This window comes from Kitasatospora sp. NPDC005748 (assembly GCF_040630735.1).
Classification (GTDB): domain Bacteria; phylum Actinomycetota; class Actinomycetes; order Streptomycetales; family Streptomycetaceae; genus Kitasatospora.
Genome location: NZ_JBEXYD010000001.1, coordinates 44,917 through 62,842, shown reverse-complemented (window position 1 = coordinate 62,842; position 17,926 = coordinate 44,917). Strand labels below are relative to the sequence as shown.

The 17,926-nt window shown below is 73.4% G+C and carries 14 protein-coding genes; 6 read left to right on the top strand and 8 right to left on the bottom strand.

Annotated elements, in window-relative coordinates:
• Nucleotides 1-18: 18 nt before the first annotated feature.
• The 7 genes from ABZ495_RS00255 to ABZ495_RS00225 form a co-directional block, all read right to left on the bottom strand.
• The gene (locus ABZ495_RS00255; protein WP_359833670.1) at nucleotides 19-1,395 is read right to left on the bottom strand and encodes an MFS transporter; all 1,377 of its coding nucleotides are present in this window, start codon (nucleotides 1,393-1,395) and stop codon (nucleotides 19-21) included.
• 77 nt (nucleotides 1,396-1,472) lie between these two features.
• The gene (locus ABZ495_RS00250; protein WP_359833668.1) at nucleotides 1,473-2,714 is read right to left on the bottom strand and encodes an ATP-dependent carboxylate-amine ligase; all 1,242 of its coding nucleotides are present in this window, start codon (nucleotides 2,712-2,714) and stop codon (nucleotides 1,473-1,475) included.
• On the bottom strand, nucleotides 2,711-3,892 hold the full coding sequence (locus tag ABZ495_RS00245; RefSeq protein ID WP_329486281.1) for a DegT/DnrJ/EryC1/StrS family aminotransferase: 1,182 nt from the start codon (nucleotides 3,890-3,892) through the stop codon (nucleotides 2,711-2,713). The genes ABZ495_RS00250 and ABZ495_RS00245 overlap by 4 nt, the downstream gene beginning before the upstream one ends.
• Complete coding sequence (blsG, locus tag ABZ495_RS00240) at nucleotides 3,889-5,055, bottom strand: arginine 2,3-aminomutase (RefSeq protein ID WP_329486280.1); 1,167 nt, start codon at nucleotides 5,053-5,055, stop codon at nucleotides 3,889-3,891. Before blsG ends, ABZ495_RS00245 begins: the two co-directional genes overlap by 4 nt.
• 175 nt (nucleotides 5,056-5,230) lie before the next feature.
• Nucleotides 5,231-6,334 carry a CGA synthase-related protein gene (blsF, locus tag ABZ495_RS00235; RefSeq protein ID WP_359833666.1) on the bottom strand — a complete coding sequence of 368 codons (1,104 nt, stop codon included), beginning with the start codon at nucleotides 6,332-6,334 and terminating at the stop codon, nucleotides 5,231-5,233.
• Entirely contained in the window at nucleotides 6,322-7,311 is a 990-nt protein-coding gene (gene blsE / locus ABZ495_RS00230; RefSeq protein ID WP_359803994.1) for a cytosylglucuronate decarboxylase, read from the bottom strand. Before blsE ends, blsF begins: the two co-directional genes overlap by 13 nt.
• 72 nt (nucleotides 7,312-7,383) lie before the next feature.
• The gene (locus ABZ495_RS00225; RefSeq protein ID WP_359833664.1) at nucleotides 7,384-8,640 is read right to left on the bottom strand and encodes a hydroxymethylcytosylglucuronate/cytosylglucuronate synthase; all 1,257 of its coding nucleotides are present in this window, start codon (nucleotides 8,638-8,640) and stop codon (nucleotides 7,384-7,386) included.
• A gap of 321 nt (nucleotides 8,641-8,961) precedes the next feature.
• On the opposite strand from ABZ495_RS00225, the gene ABZ495_RS00220 reads away from it, so the two are divergent.
• The 5 genes from ABZ495_RS00220 (at nucleotide 8,962) to ABZ495_RS00200 (ending at nucleotide 15,648) form a co-directional block, all read left to right on the top strand.
• Nucleotides 8,962-10,602, top strand: a complete 1,641-nt coding sequence (locus ABZ495_RS00220; protein WP_359833662.1) for an ATP-binding cassette domain-containing protein — start codon at nucleotides 8,962-8,964, stop codon at nucleotides 10,600-10,602.
• A 183-nt stretch (nucleotides 10,603-10,785) separates the two neighbouring features.
• Nucleotides 10,786-10,944, top strand: a complete 159-nt coding sequence (locus ABZ495_RS00215) for an acyl carrier protein (protein WP_359833660.1) — start codon at nucleotides 10,786-10,788, stop codon at nucleotides 10,942-10,944.
• 19 nt (nucleotides 10,945-10,963) lie between these two features.
• On the top strand, nucleotides 10,964-12,052 hold the full coding sequence (locus ABZ495_RS00210) for an ROK family protein (RefSeq protein WP_359833658.1): 1,089 nt from the start codon (nucleotides 10,964-10,966) through the stop codon (nucleotides 12,050-12,052).
• Nucleotides 12,053-12,362: 310 nt separating this feature from the next.
• Nucleotides 12,363-14,333 (top strand): cellulase family glycosylhydrolase, encoded by a 1,971-nt coding sequence (locus ABZ495_RS00205; RefSeq protein WP_359833656.1) that lies wholly within the window; start codon nucleotides 12,363-12,365, stop codon nucleotides 14,331-14,333.
• Nucleotides 14,334-14,613: 280 nt separating this feature from the next.
• The gene (locus ABZ495_RS00200) at nucleotides 14,614-15,648 is read left to right on the top strand and encodes a LacI family DNA-binding transcriptional regulator (RefSeq protein WP_359833655.1); all 1,035 of its coding nucleotides are present in this window, start codon (nucleotides 14,614-14,616) and stop codon (nucleotides 15,646-15,648) included.
• A gap of 233 nt (nucleotides 15,649-15,881) precedes the next feature.
• Here the strand turns inward: ABZ495_RS00200 and ABZ495_RS00195 are convergent, their stop codons facing one another.
• On the bottom strand, nucleotides 15,882-16,679 hold the full coding sequence (locus ABZ495_RS00195) for a maleylpyruvate isomerase N-terminal domain-containing protein (RefSeq protein ID WP_359833889.1): 798 nt from the start codon (nucleotides 16,677-16,679) through the stop codon (nucleotides 15,882-15,884).
• Nucleotides 16,680-17,234: 555 nt separating this feature from the next.
• Between ABZ495_RS00195 and ABZ495_RS00190 the strand changes: the two genes are divergently transcribed.
• Nucleotides 17,235-17,903 (top strand): cutinase family protein, encoded by a 669-nt coding sequence (locus ABZ495_RS00190; RefSeq protein ID WP_329486270.1) that lies wholly within the window; start codon nucleotides 17,235-17,237, stop codon nucleotides 17,901-17,903.
• Nucleotides 17,904-17,926: the final 23 nt, after the last annotated feature.

Sequence of the window (17,926 nt, the reverse complement as noted above, 5' to 3'; positions counted from 1 at the left end):
GGCCGGCGGGTCCGGCGGTCATACCGCGCACTCCACCATCGGCGCCGCCCGCCGGGTCAGCAATCCCCGGCAGGCGAAGGCCAGGGCGGCGGCCGCCAGGGCGGTGCCGGTCGCCACGGCGAACACCGCGCGCGGCCCGAGCGGGTCCATCAGCAGCCCGCCGGCCTGCTGGCCCAGCGCGTCACCGAGGACGGTGGCGAGCGAGGCCCAGGTGAACGCCTCGGCCAGGGACCGGCCGTCGGCGATCGTGCTCACCAGGGTCATCTCGGTGGCGGAGACCAGCGCGATGGGTGCGCTCCCCACGGCCAGCGCCAGCGCGAGACCGAGCTGGGAACCGGCGAGCAGGGTCAGACCCGTCCCGAGGGCGTAGGCCAGCAGCAGCCGGGGGAAGCGCGTCTGCGGCGCCACCTCGGACTGCGAGCGGCCGAGCCAGAGGGCGCCCACGGCGCTGCCGACCCCCCAGCACGCGTAGACCACGCCGGCGCCGCCGGGAGCCCCGTGCCGGTCGACGAAGGCCGGGATGGCCAGGGTCAGCAGGCCGATGGGCACCGCGGACAGGGCCATCACGGCGGTCAGCGCCAGCAGCGCCGGCTCCCGCAGGGGGCTCAGCAGCCGGCGTGGGTCACTCCGGTCGGCGGGTCCGTCGGCGGCCGGGGACCGGGACGGGCCGGTGTCATGGTGGGCCGTGCCGGCGCCGTCGGCGCGGGTGCCGGCGGTGCCGGGGCCTTCGGTACCGGCCGCTTCGGGGCCGCGGCCCCCGGTGACCGCGGCTTCGGTACCGGCGGCTTCGGTACCGACCGGCAGCCGGGTGTGCGCGAGCCCCAGCGTGCCGAGGCCGCCGATCACGGCGACCGTGGTGAGCGCCAGGCCCGCCGAGCCGACCAGCATCAGCGCCGCCAGCATCAGTGGTGCGCTGATCACCAGCACCTCGGTCAGCAGGGCCTCCCAGAGGTAGGCCGTCTCGCGTTCCTCCTCCCGCAGCGGCAGCCGCGCCCACAGCGAGCGCATGCAGGCGTTCGCCGGCGGCAGCACCGCCCCGGCGACGACCGCCGCGGCGGGCTGGGCCCAGCCACCGGGGTGGGTGAACCACACCAGCACGGTGAGCGCCGCCGGGTAGGCGAGGGCGGTCGCGGTCAGCACCGCCGCCCGTCCGCGCCGGTCGAGGTGGCGGGCGATCAGCGGACTGCCGAGCGCCATCCCGAGCGTGTACAGCGCGGCCACCAGGCCGGCCTGGGCGTAGCCGCCGCCCTGCTCACGGACCGTCAGGACGAGGGCCAGCGACATCAGGTAGACCGGCAGCCTGGAGACCACGCTCCACCAGGCCGGCCCGGCCACCAGGGGTCGGGTGAGCAGGTCGAGGAAGCGACGCGGCAGGCCGCCGGAGGGGAGGGTCACGCGGTCGGTCTCCGTTCAACAACCGTAGGGGGCGGCGGAGTCGGGCGCCGGGCCGCCGCGCGGGCGGCCCGGCGGGGTCAGGTGGGGACGGCATCGGCCTCCCGGGCCGGTACCACCTCGATGGTGAACCGGTCGAGCACCTCGCGCATCCGGGTCTCCACCTCCGCGACCGACCCTCCCACGACATGGGCGTACCCCGAGGCGTTGTGGGAGGCCCGGCGGGCCGCCACCCGGTCACCGGCACCGACCTTGAGGACGGCGTCGACCACCCCGGGCAGGCCCAGGAGCTCCTCCCGGGAGGTGATCCGCCGGATCGTCCCCGACCCGGGCAGCGGCAGCAGCAGGTCGCCCGCGCAGCGGCGCTCGCGGTAGTCGAGCTCCGGCCGGCGGCCGAGGTAGACCGCCAGCGTCGCGCCGAACACGTCGAAGCCGTACGCGTGCCCGTGGTTGGCGGGGATCTCGCAGCCCGCCAGCCGGACACCGATCTCGCCCGCGTACACCTCGCCGTCGATCAGGAAGAACTCCATGTGGGCGTACCCGTGGTCGATGCCCATCCCGGTGATGACGCGCTGGACCAGCGCCCGCACGTCGACCGCCGGCCCGTCGCCGGTGCCGACGCTGATGTTGGCGTTCATCGCGCCGTCGACGATGTCCAGCGGGCGGCAGGGCATCGCGCTCGGCCAGGCGTCCAGCACCTCGCCGCCGAGCACGATCGCGCACACCTCCCACTCGGTGCCGCCGAGGTGCTCCTCCACCATCCAGCGCCGGGCGCCGAGGTCGATCCCGGTGAGGTCCCCCGGCCCGGCCAGCCGGTAGGTGTCCACGCAGGCGAACGAGTCCACCGGCTTGAGCACCACCGGCCAGCCGTGCCGGTCGGCGAACCGCCCGATCTCGGCGCCCGACCGCACCCGGGCGAACTCCGCCGTCCGCAGTCCGAGTTGCCGGAAGCGCTCCTTCATGACGGCCTTGTCCCGGACCAGGGTCACCTGCTGCTCCGTCAGGTGCGGGAGGCCGGCCAGCGCCGCGAACCGCTGGGCCGCCGCCTGCCGGGGCTCCGACGGGTTGCAGAACCGGGTGGGCGGTACGGGCAGCCCCGCCGCCCACTGCCGGTACCGCTGCGCCTCCCGGGCCGGCGTCGCGCCCTCGCGCACCCAGAAGGCCGGCAGGTGCGCGGTTTCGAGGAGGTAGTCCTCCGAGAGGTCCTGGCGCGTCTCGGCGAACCGCAGCAGGACCAGCCGGTCGGCCAGTTCCCGGGCGGCGTAGCGGGTGAAGGAGGACGGCCGGTCGTCCACCATCAGCAGCACCTCGGTGTCGTTCACACCGACTCCAGCACCTGGCGGACGGCCTTGGCCGCGAGGGCCTGCTCCTCCTCGGGCAGTTCCGGGGAGAGCGGTACGCACAGCGTGCGGTCCAGGACGTCCCTGGTCCGGGCGAAGCCGTCGTGGCTGAGGGCCAGGGGGACGTCGGGGGCGTGGTTCCACGGGAAGCCGTCGCGGTAGAGCGAACGGCGGCCGGTGAGCACCGGGTGGTCGGGCAGCAGGTACTTCCCGAGCGTCCAGTTGGCGATGCCGGCGGCGCTGAGCGCCGCCACCGCGGCGTCCCGCAACTCCCGGCTCTCGCAGCGGAACCGCAGACTGACCTTGACGTCGCCGGCGGCCCGCGGCCGGACCTCCAGGTCGGGCCGGTCGGGCAGCTCGCCCATCGCGATGGCGTACATCCGCTCCAGCCCCGCGAGCAGCTCGTCGAGGTGCCGGAACTGCTGGCACTGGACGGCCGCGACCTGCTCGCTGGTCACGAAGTTCTCGCCGAAGTGGGCGTCCTGGTTCCACGTCGGGTAGTGGCCCGGCACCCGGGCCGAGCCGTGGTCGTGGTAGCAGCGCATGGTCGACCAGGCGTCCTCGTCGTTGGTGACGAGCAGGCCGCCCTCGCCCGAGGTGAGGACCTTGTTGTGGTGGAAGCTGAACGTCCCGGCGTATCCCGCCGTGCCGACCTGCCGGCCGTCGGGGAAGCGGGCGCCGAGCGACTGCGCGCAGTCCTCGACGAGGTACGGCACCCCGGCCGGCAGTGGGGCGACGGTGCCCTCCATATGGGCGACGATCACCCGCTGCGCGTCGGGCGGCACCAGCGTCGGGTCCATCGAGAGCGAGTCGTCGGCGTCGACGAGCACCGGGATCAGGCCGCAGGACAGCACCGCGCCGGCCACCGCGACGAAGGTGACCGCGGGGATGTACACGAGGTCCCCGACGGCGGGGCGGGTGGAGATCAGCGCGAGCCGCAGCGCCTCCGTGCAGTTGTGGACGGCCAGCGCGTGGCCCGCGCCCAGCCGCTCGGCCACCGTCCGCTCCAGCCGGGAGGCCATGCTCTCGGTCTCGGTCTGGTAGCGGAAGAGGACCTGGTGCTCGATCACCTTGCGCAGCTCCGACATGTCGGACCAGTCGAGGTAGTTCGCGCCGTAGGGCAGGAAGCGCTGCCCGAGCCGCTTGTCGAGTGAGCTCATGCGGTGTCCGACTCCGTGATCGGCTGCGCGGAACCGTCGACGACCATCTCCTGGCCTCGGTGGTTGCGGAGCAGCAGGCCTTCGGGGATCTGGGTGTAGGAGGGCGGCGGGATGGGGATCTTGCCGATCTTCGTGGTGAGGACGTACTGGGGGACGCCGAACCCGGTGATGTGGCCCTGCAGGCCGGCCATGATCTCCCAGCCCTTCTCGACGGACGTCATGAAGTGCGAGACCCCGGTGACGTTGTCGCAGTGGTACAGGTAGTACGGCCGGACCCGGATCCGCAGCAGCTCGGTCATCAGCGTGCGCATGGTGGCGACGTCGTCGTTGATCCCGCGCAGCAGCACCGTCTGGTTCCCGACCGGGATCCCGTGCCGCAGCAGGCGGTCGACGGCCGCCGCGGCCTCCGGGGTGATCTCCTTCGGGTGGTTGAAGTGGGTGTTCAGCCAGACCGGGTGGTACTTGGCGAGCATCGCGCAGAGGTCGTCGGTGATCCGCTGGGGCAGCAGCACGGGGAACCGGCTGCCGATCCGGATGATCTCCACGCTGGGGATCGCCCGCAGACCGGCGATGATCTCCTCCAGCTTGCCGTCCTGGTAGGAGAGCGGGTCGCCGCCGGTCAGCAGGACGTCCCGGATCTCGGGGTGGTCGGCGATGTAGCGGAGGTCCTCGTCGTAGGAACCGCCCTCGTCGTCGCGGAAGTAGGTGCCGTCGACGTCGGTCGTGTGGAACTTGCGGGTGCAGTGGCGGCAGTAGACCGGGCACGCCTCGGTGATCAGCATGATCACCCGGTCCGGGTACTTGTGCACCACCCGGTTGGTCTTGCGGTAGAAGGTGTCACCGACCGGGTCCACCTCGGCGCCGGGGAACTCCATCAGCTCGCCGAGGGCGGGCACCGCCTGCTGCCGGACCGGGCAGCTGGGATCGTCCGGGTCCATCAGCGAGGCGTAGTACGGGGTGACGCTCCAGCGGTACTTGCCCGCCACCCCGGCGATGGCCTTCTCCTCGTCGGGGCTCGGGTTGATCCACTGACGGGCCTTGTCGAGGGTGGTGATGCGCCGACGCATGTGCCAGCGCCAGTCGTCCCAGTCGCTCTCCGGGACCCTGGGACGGATCAGTTCGGGGCGGGTGACAGCCGTGGGTTCGCGAAGGGTGTCGGACATGGCGGCTCCAGTACGACGCGGTCGACGGGTGTGAGGGTGCTGAGGGTGCTGAGGGTGGGGCTGTGGAGGTGGCCGGGACGGGTGGGGCCGGACCGGCGGCCGGACGGGGTGGGGGGATCAGGACGGGCCCGGGGCCCGGGTGGGGTCCGGGGCGCGGATCGGGGCGGGCGGCGGCTCACAGCGGAGCCAGCGCGAGTTGGCGCAGCGTGCGGGCGACCCGCTGGGCGCCGCGCAGGTCGTCCAGGGCCGGGTCGAGCAGGTGCCACGGGCCCGCGGCGGGTGCGCCGCCGGCGCCGGACCGCGCCCACAGGCCCGGATCTGCGGGATCCTCGGCCGAGGGCAGGGGCAGGACGCCGGCGAGCTGCTCGGCCAGAGCGCGCTGGGCGGGCCCGAGCGCCGGTAGCAGGGCCAGCGGTGCCCGCCGCGCCTGGGCGAGGGCGAGCGCCCCGAGCACCGGGGAGGCCAGGAACACGCCGGCCTCGGCGTGCAGCGCGTCCGGGTCGGTCTCGGCGGCCCGGCCCAGTCGCAGGCCCGGCCGCCCGGTGAGGCCGCCCAGGGCGGATCGCAGCAGGTCGAGCCCGGTGTCGGCGACCACGGTGCAGCCCCCGGTGCGGTGCAGCGCGGCCGCCACCAGGGCGGGCAGCGCCGCCCCGGTGAAGGCCTCCGCCTCGGCGGCGGGTACGCGCCAGAGCGAGAGCAGCAGCAGGGTGCCCGAGCGGGACCGGCTCCGGCCGGTGCGCTGCGGCGCGAGCACTCCGGTGGGCCGGACGCCCCGGGCGGCGGGCCCGGCCGCCGGCAGCCACCCGGGCCGGTGGACCCGCCCCAGGGCGCGCTCCGGCGGCGCGTCGGTCTCCGGATTGTCGGCCGCCGGGGTGCCGGCCGCCGGGGTGCCGGCCGGCAGGTGCTCGGTCGCCGGGCCGCCGACCGGGTGGCCCGAGATCAGGTGCACCACCGGCACGCCCAGGCCCAGCAGGTGCTCCGTCCTCGCCACGTCGTCGCAGACGAGTGCGGCGACCGGCGGCGGATCGACGTCCTCGGCGCCGACCGGGCGGAGGTCGCCGAGGTGGGCGGCCACCCGCCGTAGGGCGAGCGTCGAGTCCAGCTGGTCCGGTCGGGCGCTCAACAGCACGCGGGGGCCCTGCGGCGAGCCGTGGGCCGCCGCCGACCCCGAGCCGGCGGGCGTGCGCCGGGTGGGCGTGGCCGGGTCGGTGCCGGGGTCCAGGGGTGCCGGTCGGTCGGGTGCGGCCGGTGCCTGCGGACCGGAGCTCAGTAGTGCCACGGGCCCACCGCCCCCAGTCGCGCCACGTCGTCGCTGTATCCGGCGGCCGTGGTGGAACACCCGTTGCACACCGCGGGACCGCGTTCGCGGAACCACTCGGCGTGGGCCCGGAAGACCGGGGTGTCCAGCTGGATCGCCCCCTGCTCCCGCAGCGGGGCGCCACCCGGCCCGTCGTCGCCCTCCCGGTGCGGGATGCAGCTGCACGCGTACATCCGCCCGTACTTGCCGTCGACGTAGATGACGTCGTCCGCGACGTGGCAGAGCGGTTCGGCCGCGCGCGGGGTGACGGAGTCGGTGAAGTACCGCTCCTGCTCCTGCGGGGTGTCGCCGTAGAAGCGCTTGCCCATCGGGACGAGCAGCGCGGCCGGATCGGCGTCGTAGATCGGATCGCAGACGCTTCGGACGTGGTCGGCGTCGGGGTAGGTGATGCTGCGGTCGAGCTTGAGCGCGGACAGCTCCCACTGACGCACCCCCGCCCCGGTCAGGACCTCCTGCAGTGCGGGCATCTCGGTGTAGTTGTGCGGCCCGACGACGGTGTTGACCCGGGGCAGCACGCCGAGTTCCGCGGCGGCGCGCAGCCCGGCGAGCCCGCTGTCGAACATCCCGGGCGAGCGCCGGTAGACGTCGTGGGTGGCGCCCGAGGAGCCGTCCAGGCTGACGATCACCTGCGCCAGGCCGGCCGCGGCCAGCGGGGCGGCCATCCGCGGCAGCAGCGACCCGTTGGTGATGAGGGACATCCTCATCCCGGCGGCGGCGCCCGAGCGGACCAGCTCCACCACGTGCGGGTGCATCAGCGGCTCGCCGCCGGTGAACCGGACGTAGCCCACGCCGGCCGCCCGGGCCTTGGGCAGCAGGTCGTCGAAGTCCTCGCGGGAGAAGCGGAAGGTATCGCGGGAGAGAGCGAACTCGCACATGAAGCAGTCGGCGTTGCAGGCTTCCAGGATCCGGATGAAGAGGTAGCGATCACGTGCACGCACGGAGGGGGGACCTTCCAGACGACTCACGGGACGGGCGGGGCGGGTGACGGGCGGTGCGCCCGGGACGGGCGGTCAGACGGGCCGGTCCGGTGCGGCCAGGACGCCGAGCAGGGCGTCGGCCACCTGGACCGCTCCGCCGGTGCCGACCGCGGTGGTGAGCGCGCCCCAGTCGTCGACCGCGGTGGACCGGCGCAGCGCCTCCAGGACGCCGTCGCGCAGGGCGTGGCGGACGGCCGGGCGGTCGTCGCCGAGCGCGGCCCGCCCGATCGAGTCGTAGATCAGCTCCAGCGCGTGGTCCTCCCCCTCGGAGCGCAGCGCCAGCGCCTCCTCCTCGACGAGCACGTCCTTGGGCCAGAGCACCCGCAACGGGGCCCCGAGCGCCTGGCCGTGGTAGCGGCCGTTGAAGATCTGGCTGAGGTTCTGCGGCGGCAGGCAGACCGTGGGGACGCGCAGGCCGCCCGCCTCCAGGAGGGTGGTCAGCCCGGGGGAGGTCAGCAGGACGTCACTGTCGGCCAGCCGTTCCAGGAAGGCGCCGTGGCCGAGCGGGCCGGTGGTCGTCCGGGGCGGGGCGACCGACTCGTCGACCAGCCGGCCCGCCAGCTCGGCGGGCAGGTTGCCGGCGATGTGCACCTCCTCGACCCCGTGGGCGGCGAGGGCCTCCAGGGCGGCGGGGACGACCAGGCGCGGGTAGTGCCCCGGATCGCCGAGCGTCGGCGCGCGCAGCCCGCCCAGGCTGACCAGCGCCCTCCGGTACGGGCGGCGGGGGCCGGCGCGGCGGTGGCCGGTCGCCGGATCCGGGCCGCGGGGCCCGGCGATGACCGCCTCGACCCAGCGCAGCGCCCGGGCGTCGGCCAGCACGTCCAGGCACTCGGGCGGCAGCTCGACGCTCTTCTGCGCGCAGTACACCGTGGCGTCCAGCGGCAGCGCGGCCCGGTCGCCCTCGGACCAGAGGAAGGGCAGGCTGTCGACGAACACCGTGGGCACCCCGGCCGCCAGCAGGGCCGTCGCGGCGGCGCCGTCCAGTACGACCAGGGCGGCCCGCACCCCCTGGGACCGCACGAACTCCTCGACGGCCGGGGCCAGTCGCCCGGGATCGGCGGGCAGGTCGTGCCAGGCGGCCACCGCGTGCTCGGCGAGCAGCGGGCGGCCCAGCCCCGAGGCCAGCCCGACGAACCGCAGGGGAGGGGTGGGCCGGTCCCGCAGGGCGGAGAGCACGGCACTGAGCTTCCCCGAGCTGCCCCAGCCGAATTCCGCGCCGACGAGTGCGACGGTGGCCGGACCGGACCGCGAGCTGTGGTGGTCGGAGTGCGAAGCGAGATCGGACGGCATGGGATATCTCTCGCCTTCCTGGCAGGGCCGGCAGGGTCGGAATCGGAAGGAGCGCGGCGGCGCGGACGAACACGGGGAAAGCCGGAGGGAGATCACGCCCGCCCTGCGGTTCCGCTTCCTTCGGGTACAACCGTTCCGCAGATCAAGGAATGGCACAAGGCCTTTATCCGGCATTCCGACTTGCGAGTGAATTGCGCGATCGAGCGACTAACGATGATCTGATGAACGAGAGTTGGTGATCCATCAGTCCGGCCGGGCCCGCTCCGGAGGCATCGCCGAAAATGGATCGCCCACCGAGTGTCCGGCCGCTACAATCCGCGCATGGGCTACCTCGAAGCCGCCAGTCTCGGGCATGTTCTCGCCGACGGTCGCGAGCTCTTCCACGACGTCTCGTTCCGTGTCCCGGCAGGCGAAACCGTCGCGCTCATCGGCGACAACGGCGCGGGCAAGACCACCCTGCTGCGCATCCTCGCGGGAGAACTCCCCGCGCAGCGGGGGTCGTTCCGCAGCCAGGGCGCGGTCGCGGTGATGCCGCAGTTCATCGGCAGCCTGCGCGACGACCGGACGGTCCGGGACCTCCTGCTCACCGTCGCGCCACCGCCGCTGCGGGCCTCGGCCGCCGCCCTCGACGAGGCCGAGCTCGCGATGATGGAGGCCGACGACGAGCCCACCCAACTCCGCTACGCGCAGGCGCTGGTGGACTGGGGCGAGGCCGGGGGCTACGACTACGAGGTGCTCTGGGACACCGTGACGGTCGCCGCGCTCGGCACGCCCTTCCAGGTGGCCCAGTACCGCGAGGTGGCGACGCTGTCCGGCGGCGAGCAGAAGCGGCTCGTCCTGGAGGCGCTGCTCCGGGGCCCGGCCGAACTGCTGCTGCTGGACGAGCCGGACAACTACCTCGACGTGCCCGGCAAGCGCTGGCTGGAGGAACAGCTCGCCCAGACCCGGCAGGGCGTGCTGCTGATCACCCACGACCGGGAGGTGCTGAGCCGCACGGCCGGCCAGGTGGTCACCCTGGAGGGCGGCACGGCCTGGACGCACGGTGGCGGGTTCGCCACCTGGGCCGAGGCCCGGGAGGCCCGCTGGCAGCGCGCGGCGGAGGTGCGGCAGCGCTGGAGCGAGAAGCACGAGCAGCTCAAGGAGCTGGTCCGGACGCTGCGTCAGCAGTCCTCGATCAGCGACGAGATGGCCTCGCGCTACCACGCCGCGCAAACCAGGCTGGCGAAGTTCGAGGAGGCCGGGTCGCCGCCCGCGCCGCCACGCCGCCAGCGGGTCGCGCCGGACCTGCGCGGCGGCCGGACGGGCATCCGGGCGATCACCTGCCAGGGGCTCGAACTCAGCGGCCTGATGCTGCCGTTCGACCTGGAGGTGTTCTTCGGGGACCGGGTCTGCGTGCTCGGGTCGAACGGGTCCGGGAAGAGCCACTTCCTGCGCCTGCTGGACGAGGCCGGCGGGGAGGCGGCCGGTACGGTGGCGCACACCGGCGAGTGCCGGCTGGGCGCACGGGTGCGGCCCGGGCTGTTCGCCCAGACGCACCGGCACCCGGAGTGGGCCGGCCGGACGCCGGCCGAGATCCTGGGCGCCGGCGAGGGCGACCGCCCCGGGCTGGACCTGGAGCGCGCGATGTCGGCCCTGAGCCGGTACGGGCTGGCGGGCGCGGGCCGGCAGAACTTCGAGACCCTGTCGGGCGGCCAGCAGGCGCGGTTCCAGATCCTGCTGCTGGAGCTGGCCGGGGCGACGCTGCTGCTGCTGGACGAGCCGACCGACAACCTCGACCTCATCTCGGCCGAGGCGCTGGAGGAGGCCCTGGCGGCGTTCACCGGGACGGTGGTGGCGGTCACCCACGACCGCTGGTTCGCCCGGGTGTTCAGCCGCTTCCTGGTCTTCCGGGCGGACGGCCGGGTGGTCGAGGCCGACGAACCGGTCTGGGACGAGGGGCGGGTCAGCCGCGTCCGGAGCTGACCCCGGCCGCCCCGCGGCGGCCGCGGCCGGTGGCGCGACCCATCGCGCCCGGCCGACCGGAAGGCCGACGGGACGGCTGACCGGAAGCCCGCCCCGAAGGCTGCCCCGCCGTTGGTCCGCGCGCCCCTGCGGCACGCCACCAGCGCGACGGCCGGCGCCGACGACGCCTCGCAGTCCCACCGGATGGCCGACCTGCCCGACGACCGCCGGGCGCGCGCCGTCCTCGACCTCGTCCGGGCGCAGGCGGCCGCCGCCCTCGGGCACGGCGAGGAGGCGGAGGCCGACGGCGGGCGCGCGTTCCGCGAACCGGGCTTCGACCTAATACTGGACAACGTTATTTAATTGCGAGTACGTTGCCGCCGTGTTTCCGAATCACTCGCAGCCGCTGGTCTCCGCGCCTGCCGAGACCGCCGTCCTCGCCATGCTGCTGGCCGAGGGCCCGGTCGGCAGGGTCGAACCGGTCCGCCGTACCGGCCTGTCGCCCACCGCCGTCACCAAGGCCGCCAGGCCACTCCTCGTCGGCGGCTACCCGCGCGAACTCCCCCCGGAGCGCACGGCGCCGGGGGCCGGTCGCCCGGTGCACCCGCCGGCCGTCACCGCCGGGCGTGAGTACTTCGTCGGCGTGAAGATCGCTGCCGAGGCGCTCCGCGGCACCGTCCGCGACTTCCGGGCCCGGAGGTGCGCCGACACCGTCAGCCGTCCACTGGGGCTCGTTCGCGGCCCCGCGGCCGTCTGCGCGCTCCTGGCCGAGCTGGTCGCCGAACTCCTCGACATCGGAGCCGAGTTCAGGGAGCGTACCCGGCGCCTGGGGATCGCGGGCTCCGGGGACGTCGACCGCCGTCCGGGTCGCGTCCGCTACTCCGTCCTCCCGGACCGGCGCGACGTGCCGGTCGTCGGGACGGTATCGGCCGCGACCGGGCCGCGGGGCACTGTGGACAACGATGTCAAGGCCTTGACCGTCGCCGAGCACCGGTTCGGCGAGGGCATCGGCACCGGAAACTTGGCCCTGATCACCATCGGGGCGGAGATCGGATCGGGTCTCGTCGTCAACGGTGAACCGGTCGCCGGAGCCTACGGAGTGGCCGGCGAGAGGGGGCACGTCAGCGTCGATCCGTCCGGCCCGCGCTGCCACTGCGGCGCGGTCGGCCGCGTCGAGGCCATCGCCTCCGCCGATGCCATCCTCCGGACCGTCCGACGCGCCCTCGAGGATCCGGAGGCGGACTTCGCCGGCGCCGTGCAGCTCACCCGGGACGGGGACCGGGCCGCGCGGGGAGCCTTCGTCCGGGCCGGTCGGGCCATCGGGGTCGGCATCGCCACCCTGGTGAGCCTCGTCGGGCCCGAGCGCGTCGTCGTCACCGGCGAAGGGCTCGACACCTGCGACCTCTTCGGCGCGCACATCAAGGAGGCCTACACCTCGCGCTGCGCAAGGCGGCCGCGAAATGCCCGCTGACCCTGCGTCCCCTCCCCTGGGACGAATGGGCCCGCGGTGGCGCCGTCGTGGGCATCCAGGCGCTCTTCCCCTGAGGGCGCCACCACCCCGCTCCCGGGCCACCGGAGCCCGAACACCCGCACCGAGTCGCCGGTGCCCGTCACCGCCGGCCGTGCACGGCGGAAACCGGCCACGTCGGACGACGAGCCGTACTCCGCATCGCCACCACCAGCCGCGCCCCGACACCGGACCGCCCTACGGTCCGGCCGCAGCAATCCACGGTCGCACCACTCCGGGACGCCACCGTCCCCCACCCCTGGAGGGAAGCACCATGAGATCCAGCAGTACGGCTCCTGTTGTCCGGCGATCGGTCAACCGCTTCCTGCCCGCCGCGGTCGCCGCGGCGGCACTCGTCCTCGCGGGCGTGCCCGGCGTCACCGCCGTGCCGGTCGCCGCCGCAGCCGACTCCGCGGTCACCGCCCCGGTGCTGACGGGCCGACAGCTCGCCGCGTCCTGGACGGGACCGCTGAGTACCCAAGGCCGGTACATCGTCGACGCCAAGGGAGACCGCTTCAAGCTGAAGTCGGCCAACTGGGCCGGCGCCCAGGGCACCTGGGAGGGCAGCGGGGACGTCGACGACCCGGCGAACAACCAGGCGGGGCAGGTGTCGCACAACATCCCGCTCGGTCTGGACCGGGTGCCGATGGCCCAGTTGATGTCGGACTTCCACGGCCTGGGCATCAACAGCGTCCGGCTGCCGTTCGCCAACGCGATGATCCACGACACCACGACGGTGCCCGACGCGGCGGTCACCGCCAACCCGCAGCTCAAGGGCAAGACCCCGCTGCAGGTCTACGACGCCGTGGTCGCCGCGCTCACGGCCGACGGCTTCGCGGTCGTCCTCAACAACCACACCACCAGCTACCGCTTCTGCTGCTCCCTGGACGGCAACGAGCGGTGGAACAGCGGTCAGTCCACCCAGCAGTGGGTCGACGACTGGGTGTTCCTGGTGAACCGCTACAAGGCGAACAAGCGGGTGGTCGGCGCGGACCTGCGCAACGAGGTCCGCCGCGACACCTGGGACGACCCCAACTGGGGCTGGGGCAACGACAAGGACCTGTACAAGGCGTTCGAGGACGCCGGGAACAAGATCCTCGAAGCCGACCCGGACATGCTGATCGTCATGGAGGGCATCAACTGGCAGGGCATCCCCCAAGGCATGTTCAGCCACGGCCGCCCGATGCTCACCCCGGTGCGCAACCTCTCCAACACCCTGATCCAGTCGGGCAAGCTCGTGTACGCCGCGCACTTCTACGGCTACACCGGCCCCAACCACACCGGTGCGAGCGGCGGCTGGCAGAACGGCGAGACCAACGACCCCCGCTACCAGGACCTCAGCCCCGCGGACCTCATCAAGACCGTCCACGATCAGGCGCTGTTCGTCACCGAGGCCGGTCAGCACTTCACCGCCCCGGTGTGGATCAGCGAGTTCGGCGCCGCCGGCCGCGGGTCCGACAACGCCAAGGAGAAGTCCTGGTTCGACCGGTTCACCGACATCCTGGCGAACAACGACACCGACTTCGCCTTCTGGCCGCTGGTCGGCTGGGCCGACGCCAACGGCAAGCCGAACGACAACTGGGCCATGATCTCCTACGACGCCAAGGGCAAGCGCTACGGCCTCCAGGACGGCGGCGACTGGCGGGTCGACGACTGGAACAAGATCGTCAACGCGCAGGGCAGGACCGGTACGGTCGACCAGGTCGACCACTGGAACATGCTCAGCCTCTCGGGCGGTGACCAGAACCTCTCGATCACCATGCGCGCCAAGCCCGACCGGTCGCCCGGCAATTACAAGGCGGTCTGCCCGGACAGCGAGCGCCTGATCGCTCTCGGGCGCGGCAACAGCAGCGGTCTGTGCACCGACGCCGACGAGCCCGCCGCCGGCAGCGGCGACTGGACCGTCGTCAACAGCGAGAAGTACGTGACCAGTGACTGGGCCTGGGGCTACAACAAGATCCAGTGCCCGGACGACACCTTCGCCGCCGGCTACAGCGCCAACGGCTCGATCGTCGCCCTGGTCTGCCGGCCCTCCGCCGCGCCGCTGCCGACCGGCGGCCGCACCATCTGGTTCGACCACGGCGACAACCGGCCGACCACCGGCGGGTCGGTGCAGAGCGACTGGGCGGCCGGCTACTACAAGGGCCAGTGCAAGGACGACGAGTACATCGCCGGCGTCGCGATGACCTGGCGCTGGAACGAGCACGGCGTCCCCGACGCGCTGCTCTGCCGCCCGCTGAAGTGATCCGTCCGTCGGCCCCGCGCCGGGGCTGATCGGCTTCATCGACGCTCGGGACCTCCGTCCCCCGGAACCTCCGTGCCCCCCGGCCCGGAGACTTCCGGGGGCGCGGAGGTCCTGCCGTTTCCCGACCTCTCCGCCGTCGCCGAGGGCCCGCGCCCCCGGCCGCGGCCGGATCCGGACGTGTGGGACGGTCCCGGCTGCCCACCCTTCGGCAACGTTATCTACGCTGGTGGAGTTACTGTCCGGCTGGTAGCACCCAGGTCCAGGAAGAGGCGGTCACGTCATGCCAGTGGGAGCGGAGCGCGTCAGGCCGGAGTCCTCCGGGCGACCGACCATGAAGGACGTGGCGGCCGTCGCGGGCGTGGCGCTGAAGACGGTGTCACGCGTGGTGAACGGTGAGCCGGGCGTGAGCAAGGAGACCGAGGCCAAGGTCCGCGCGGCGATCGAGCAGCTCCGCTTCCGCCGTCACGACGGTGCCCGGATGCTGCGACAGGGCAGCCGGACGCGGTGCGTCGGCCTGATCCTGGAGGACCTCGCCGACCCGTTCTACGCACAGCTCGGCCGGGCGGTCGAGGAGGTCGCCCGCGCGCACGACTCGCTGCTGCTGACCGCCTCCTCCGTCGAGGACCCGGTCCGGGAGGAGGAGCTGGCCCTGGAGTTCTGCGAGCGCCGGGTCGACGGGCTGATCATCGTGCCGACCTCGGCCGACCACGGCTACCTGGCCGGCGAGCTCGCCGCGGGTACGGCGGTGGTCTGCGTCGACCGCCCCGCCGCGGGACTGTCGGTGGACACCGTCCTGGCCGACAACCGGGGTGGTGTGGCGGACGGGGTCGGTCACCTGATCCGCCAGGGGCATCGCCGGATCGGCTACCTCGGTGACGCCCCCGGCATCTACACCGCCGCCGAGCGGCTGGCCGGCTACCGCGAGGCGATGGCGGACGCGGGGTGCGGGACGGGGGAGCACTGGGTGGCGATGGGCCGGCCCGACCCGCTGGGCATCCGCTTCGCCCTCGACCGGATGCTGGCCGGCCCCGAGCCGGTGACCGCGCTGATGTGCGGCAACAACCGGGCGACCGTCGCCGTCCTGCGCGACCTGGCCACCCGCGGGACGCACCCGGCGCTGGTCGGCTTCGACGACTTCGAACTCGCCGACATGCTCCCCGTGCCGGTGACGGTGGTCGCGCAGGACCCGACCGCGATGGGGCGGATGGCGGCCGACCTGCTCTTCCGGCGGATGGACGGCGAGCAGGCGCAGCCCCAGCGGCTCCAGATCCCGACCCGGCTGATCCAGCGCGGCTCCGGAGAGCTGCCCCGCTGACGCCCTGACGCGGTGCCCGGTTCCGGCGGCCGGACCCGCAGCCGGCGAGGTGTGGGACGGTCTCCTCTCCCATCGATTCCGCCATCGGCTGACACCGTTGTCATCAGTTGCCCAGAAGGGCACCCAGGGTGAACGGTGCCCCTGTTCACGGCTGTGCTGTTCACGGCTGTGCTCTTCGAGGAGGACGATGTCAACTGAGCCTCCGGGCGCGCGGGGTGGCGCGCCGTCACGTCCTACTCGCTCGGGTCCCAGGCGGCGAGCTGCTCGAAGACGCCGCGGTCGCCGTCGAGCTCCAGGGAGTCGATCGGGATGCGGTTGTGCAGGATGAGGACCAGCTCGTTGGCCGTGCCCCGGATCGAGAGGGAGGCGGGAGCCGCGTCCGGGTCCTGGCCGGCCGCGGTGGCCGGCTGGGTGCCGGGCTCGGCGAGGCGGACGGTCCGTGCGCCGTCGGCGGAGAGCGAGAGGCGCCAGGAGCGACCCTCGGAGGCGTGGAAGTCGATGGCGGCGGGCTTGTGGGGCCACGCACTTGTCGTGGCGACGCAGGTGGACAGGAACTCCTCGACACCGTCGAGCGCCACCTCGACCGGCAGCGGCCGCGGGGCACCGACGGTGATCTCGGCGTCGTACGTGTGCACCGCCATCTGCTGGAGCTGGTGCCGGGCCACGGCACCGGTGGTGTGCGGCGACTGCAGCGTCTCCCACCACGACCAGCAACCGCGATCCGGGCCGGCCTTCCGCAACGCGTCGACCAGCTGCTCCGTGGACTCCGCCAGCCAGGCCAGCAGGGCCTCGCGCTCCCGGGGCGCGGCCGGGGCGCCCTGCGCCGCGGACTTGGCCGGAGCGGGCCCCGCGGCGACGGTGGCGGCCCAGTCGCGGCGTCCCTCGCCGATGTGCTGTGCCAGATCGAACAGCGTCCACTCGGGGCAGGTCGGTACCTGCGCGTCGAGGCTGGGCGCGGAGGCGATCGCGGCGCGGAAGGCGGTCGATCGTTCGTCGATCAGTCGCAGCAGAACGGGGAACTCGAGTGTCATGATCACCCCGAGTTTCTATCACCGTGCTCCGATGATCCGACAGCGATTATTCACAGCGCCCTCACGGGCGGACCTGCGTCACCGCGGCGAACCGATGGCGGACGTCGCGGACCGGAGACGGCAGGTCGACCGGAGGCGGGCCGCAGATTGCCCATCAGCAGGCTTCAGCGCCACGTCCCGGCCGAGCACCTCGTCCTCGGTCCGCCAGGCCGTCCCGATGCCGCCGGCCCGGTGTGTTCGGCCGGCCGCTACCGCCCGCCGACCAGCCGACCCCGGTCCGACACGATGCGTACCTCCGCTCGCCCCGCCTGCAGGAGGGAACTCTCGACAACGTGGGACTTCACCCCGGTCGGCGGAGCGGAAGCGGGTGCGGAATCCCGCTTCGGACACCACAGCACCGGTCCGTGACCGCCGCGTCGCGTGCCGTGGCCGCCCGGTGACCGGGGGCGTCATCGGGATGTCATCGGTCGCTGCCACGGTGGTCCGGTGACCTGGGTCGACCGCGGACCGCACCGGAGTGCGGACGCGTCGGCGCCAACTGCGTAGGAGGATCGAATGCGAGCACGAAGGATCGCGGCCGCGTCGGCCGGAATCCTGCTGACCGTCGGGCTCACGGCGGCACAGGGCGCCACGGCACAGGCGGCCACCACGCGGGTGACCGCCCCGTGCGAGGGCACCTACACGATCGTTGTCGGGGGCACCGGCAGCTCGTGGAACAACGACGGGTTCTACGGCAACATCCAGCAGCACGTCGGGTATCCCACCCAGATCCCCAACGGTGCGAGCGCCCGGGCGGGCGTCAACGAGCTGAACCGGCTGGTCCGCGACCAGCGCGCCGCGTGTCCGGGCCAGCACGTCAAGATGGCCGGGTACTCGCTGGGAGCCGGCGTGGTGCACACCTGGGTGAGCGAGAACTGGAACACGTTCGACAACGTCAACGCCATCCTCGTCGCCGACCCCAAGCGCCAGGGCCCGCCCGGTGCCAACGGCGGCGCCGTGCCCTTCGGCGGCCTGATCGGCCCGCCGCTCGCCGGTGCCGACCGGAACTTCGGCAACGTGCCCGTCAAGACGATCTGCCACTGGGACTACGTCTGCGACGAGTCCGCCGGCATCTGGACCTACCCGAACAACCACGTCAAGAACTACCCCGAAGACTTCAACATGGACCACCACAACGACAGCGCCAGCGAGCAGTGGTACAACGGCGCCTGGTACCCCTGGTAGCCGAAGAACGCTCACGCGGGCCT

Coding starts and splice junctions, on each gene's coding strand:
- ABZ495_RS00245 (WP_329486281.1), bottom strand. CDS start 3,892: ATGAGCTCACTCGACAAGCGGCTCGGGCAGCGCTTCCTGCCCTACGGC.
- blsG (WP_329486280.1), bottom strand. CDS start 5,055: ATGTCCGACACCCTTCGCGAACCCACGGCTGTCACCCGCCCCGAACTG.
- ABZ495_RS00225 (WP_359833664.1), bottom strand. CDS start 8,640: ATGCCGTCCGATCTCGCTTCGCACTCCGACCACCACAGCTCGCGGTCC.
- ABZ495_RS00220 (WP_359833662.1), top strand. CDS start 8,962: ATGGGCTACCTCGAAGCCGCCAGTCTCGGGCATGTTCTCGCCGACGGT.
- ABZ495_RS00215 (WP_359833660.1), top strand. CDS start 10,786: ATGGCCGACCTGCCCGACGACCGCCGGGCGCGCGCCGTCCTCGACCTC.
- ABZ495_RS00205 (WP_359833656.1), top strand. CDS start 12,363: ATGAGATCCAGCAGTACGGCTCCTGTTGTCCGGCGATCGGTCAACCGC.
- ABZ495_RS00200 (WP_359833655.1), top strand. CDS start 14,614: ATGCCAGTGGGAGCGGAGCGCGTCAGGCCGGAGTCCTCCGGGCGACCG.
- ABZ495_RS00195 (WP_359833889.1), bottom strand. CDS start 16,679: ATGACACTCGAGTTCCCCGTTCTGCTGCGACTGATCGACGAACGATCG.
- ABZ495_RS00190 (WP_329486270.1), top strand. CDS start 17,235: ATGCGAGCACGAAGGATCGCGGCCGCGTCGGCCGGAATCCTGCTGACC.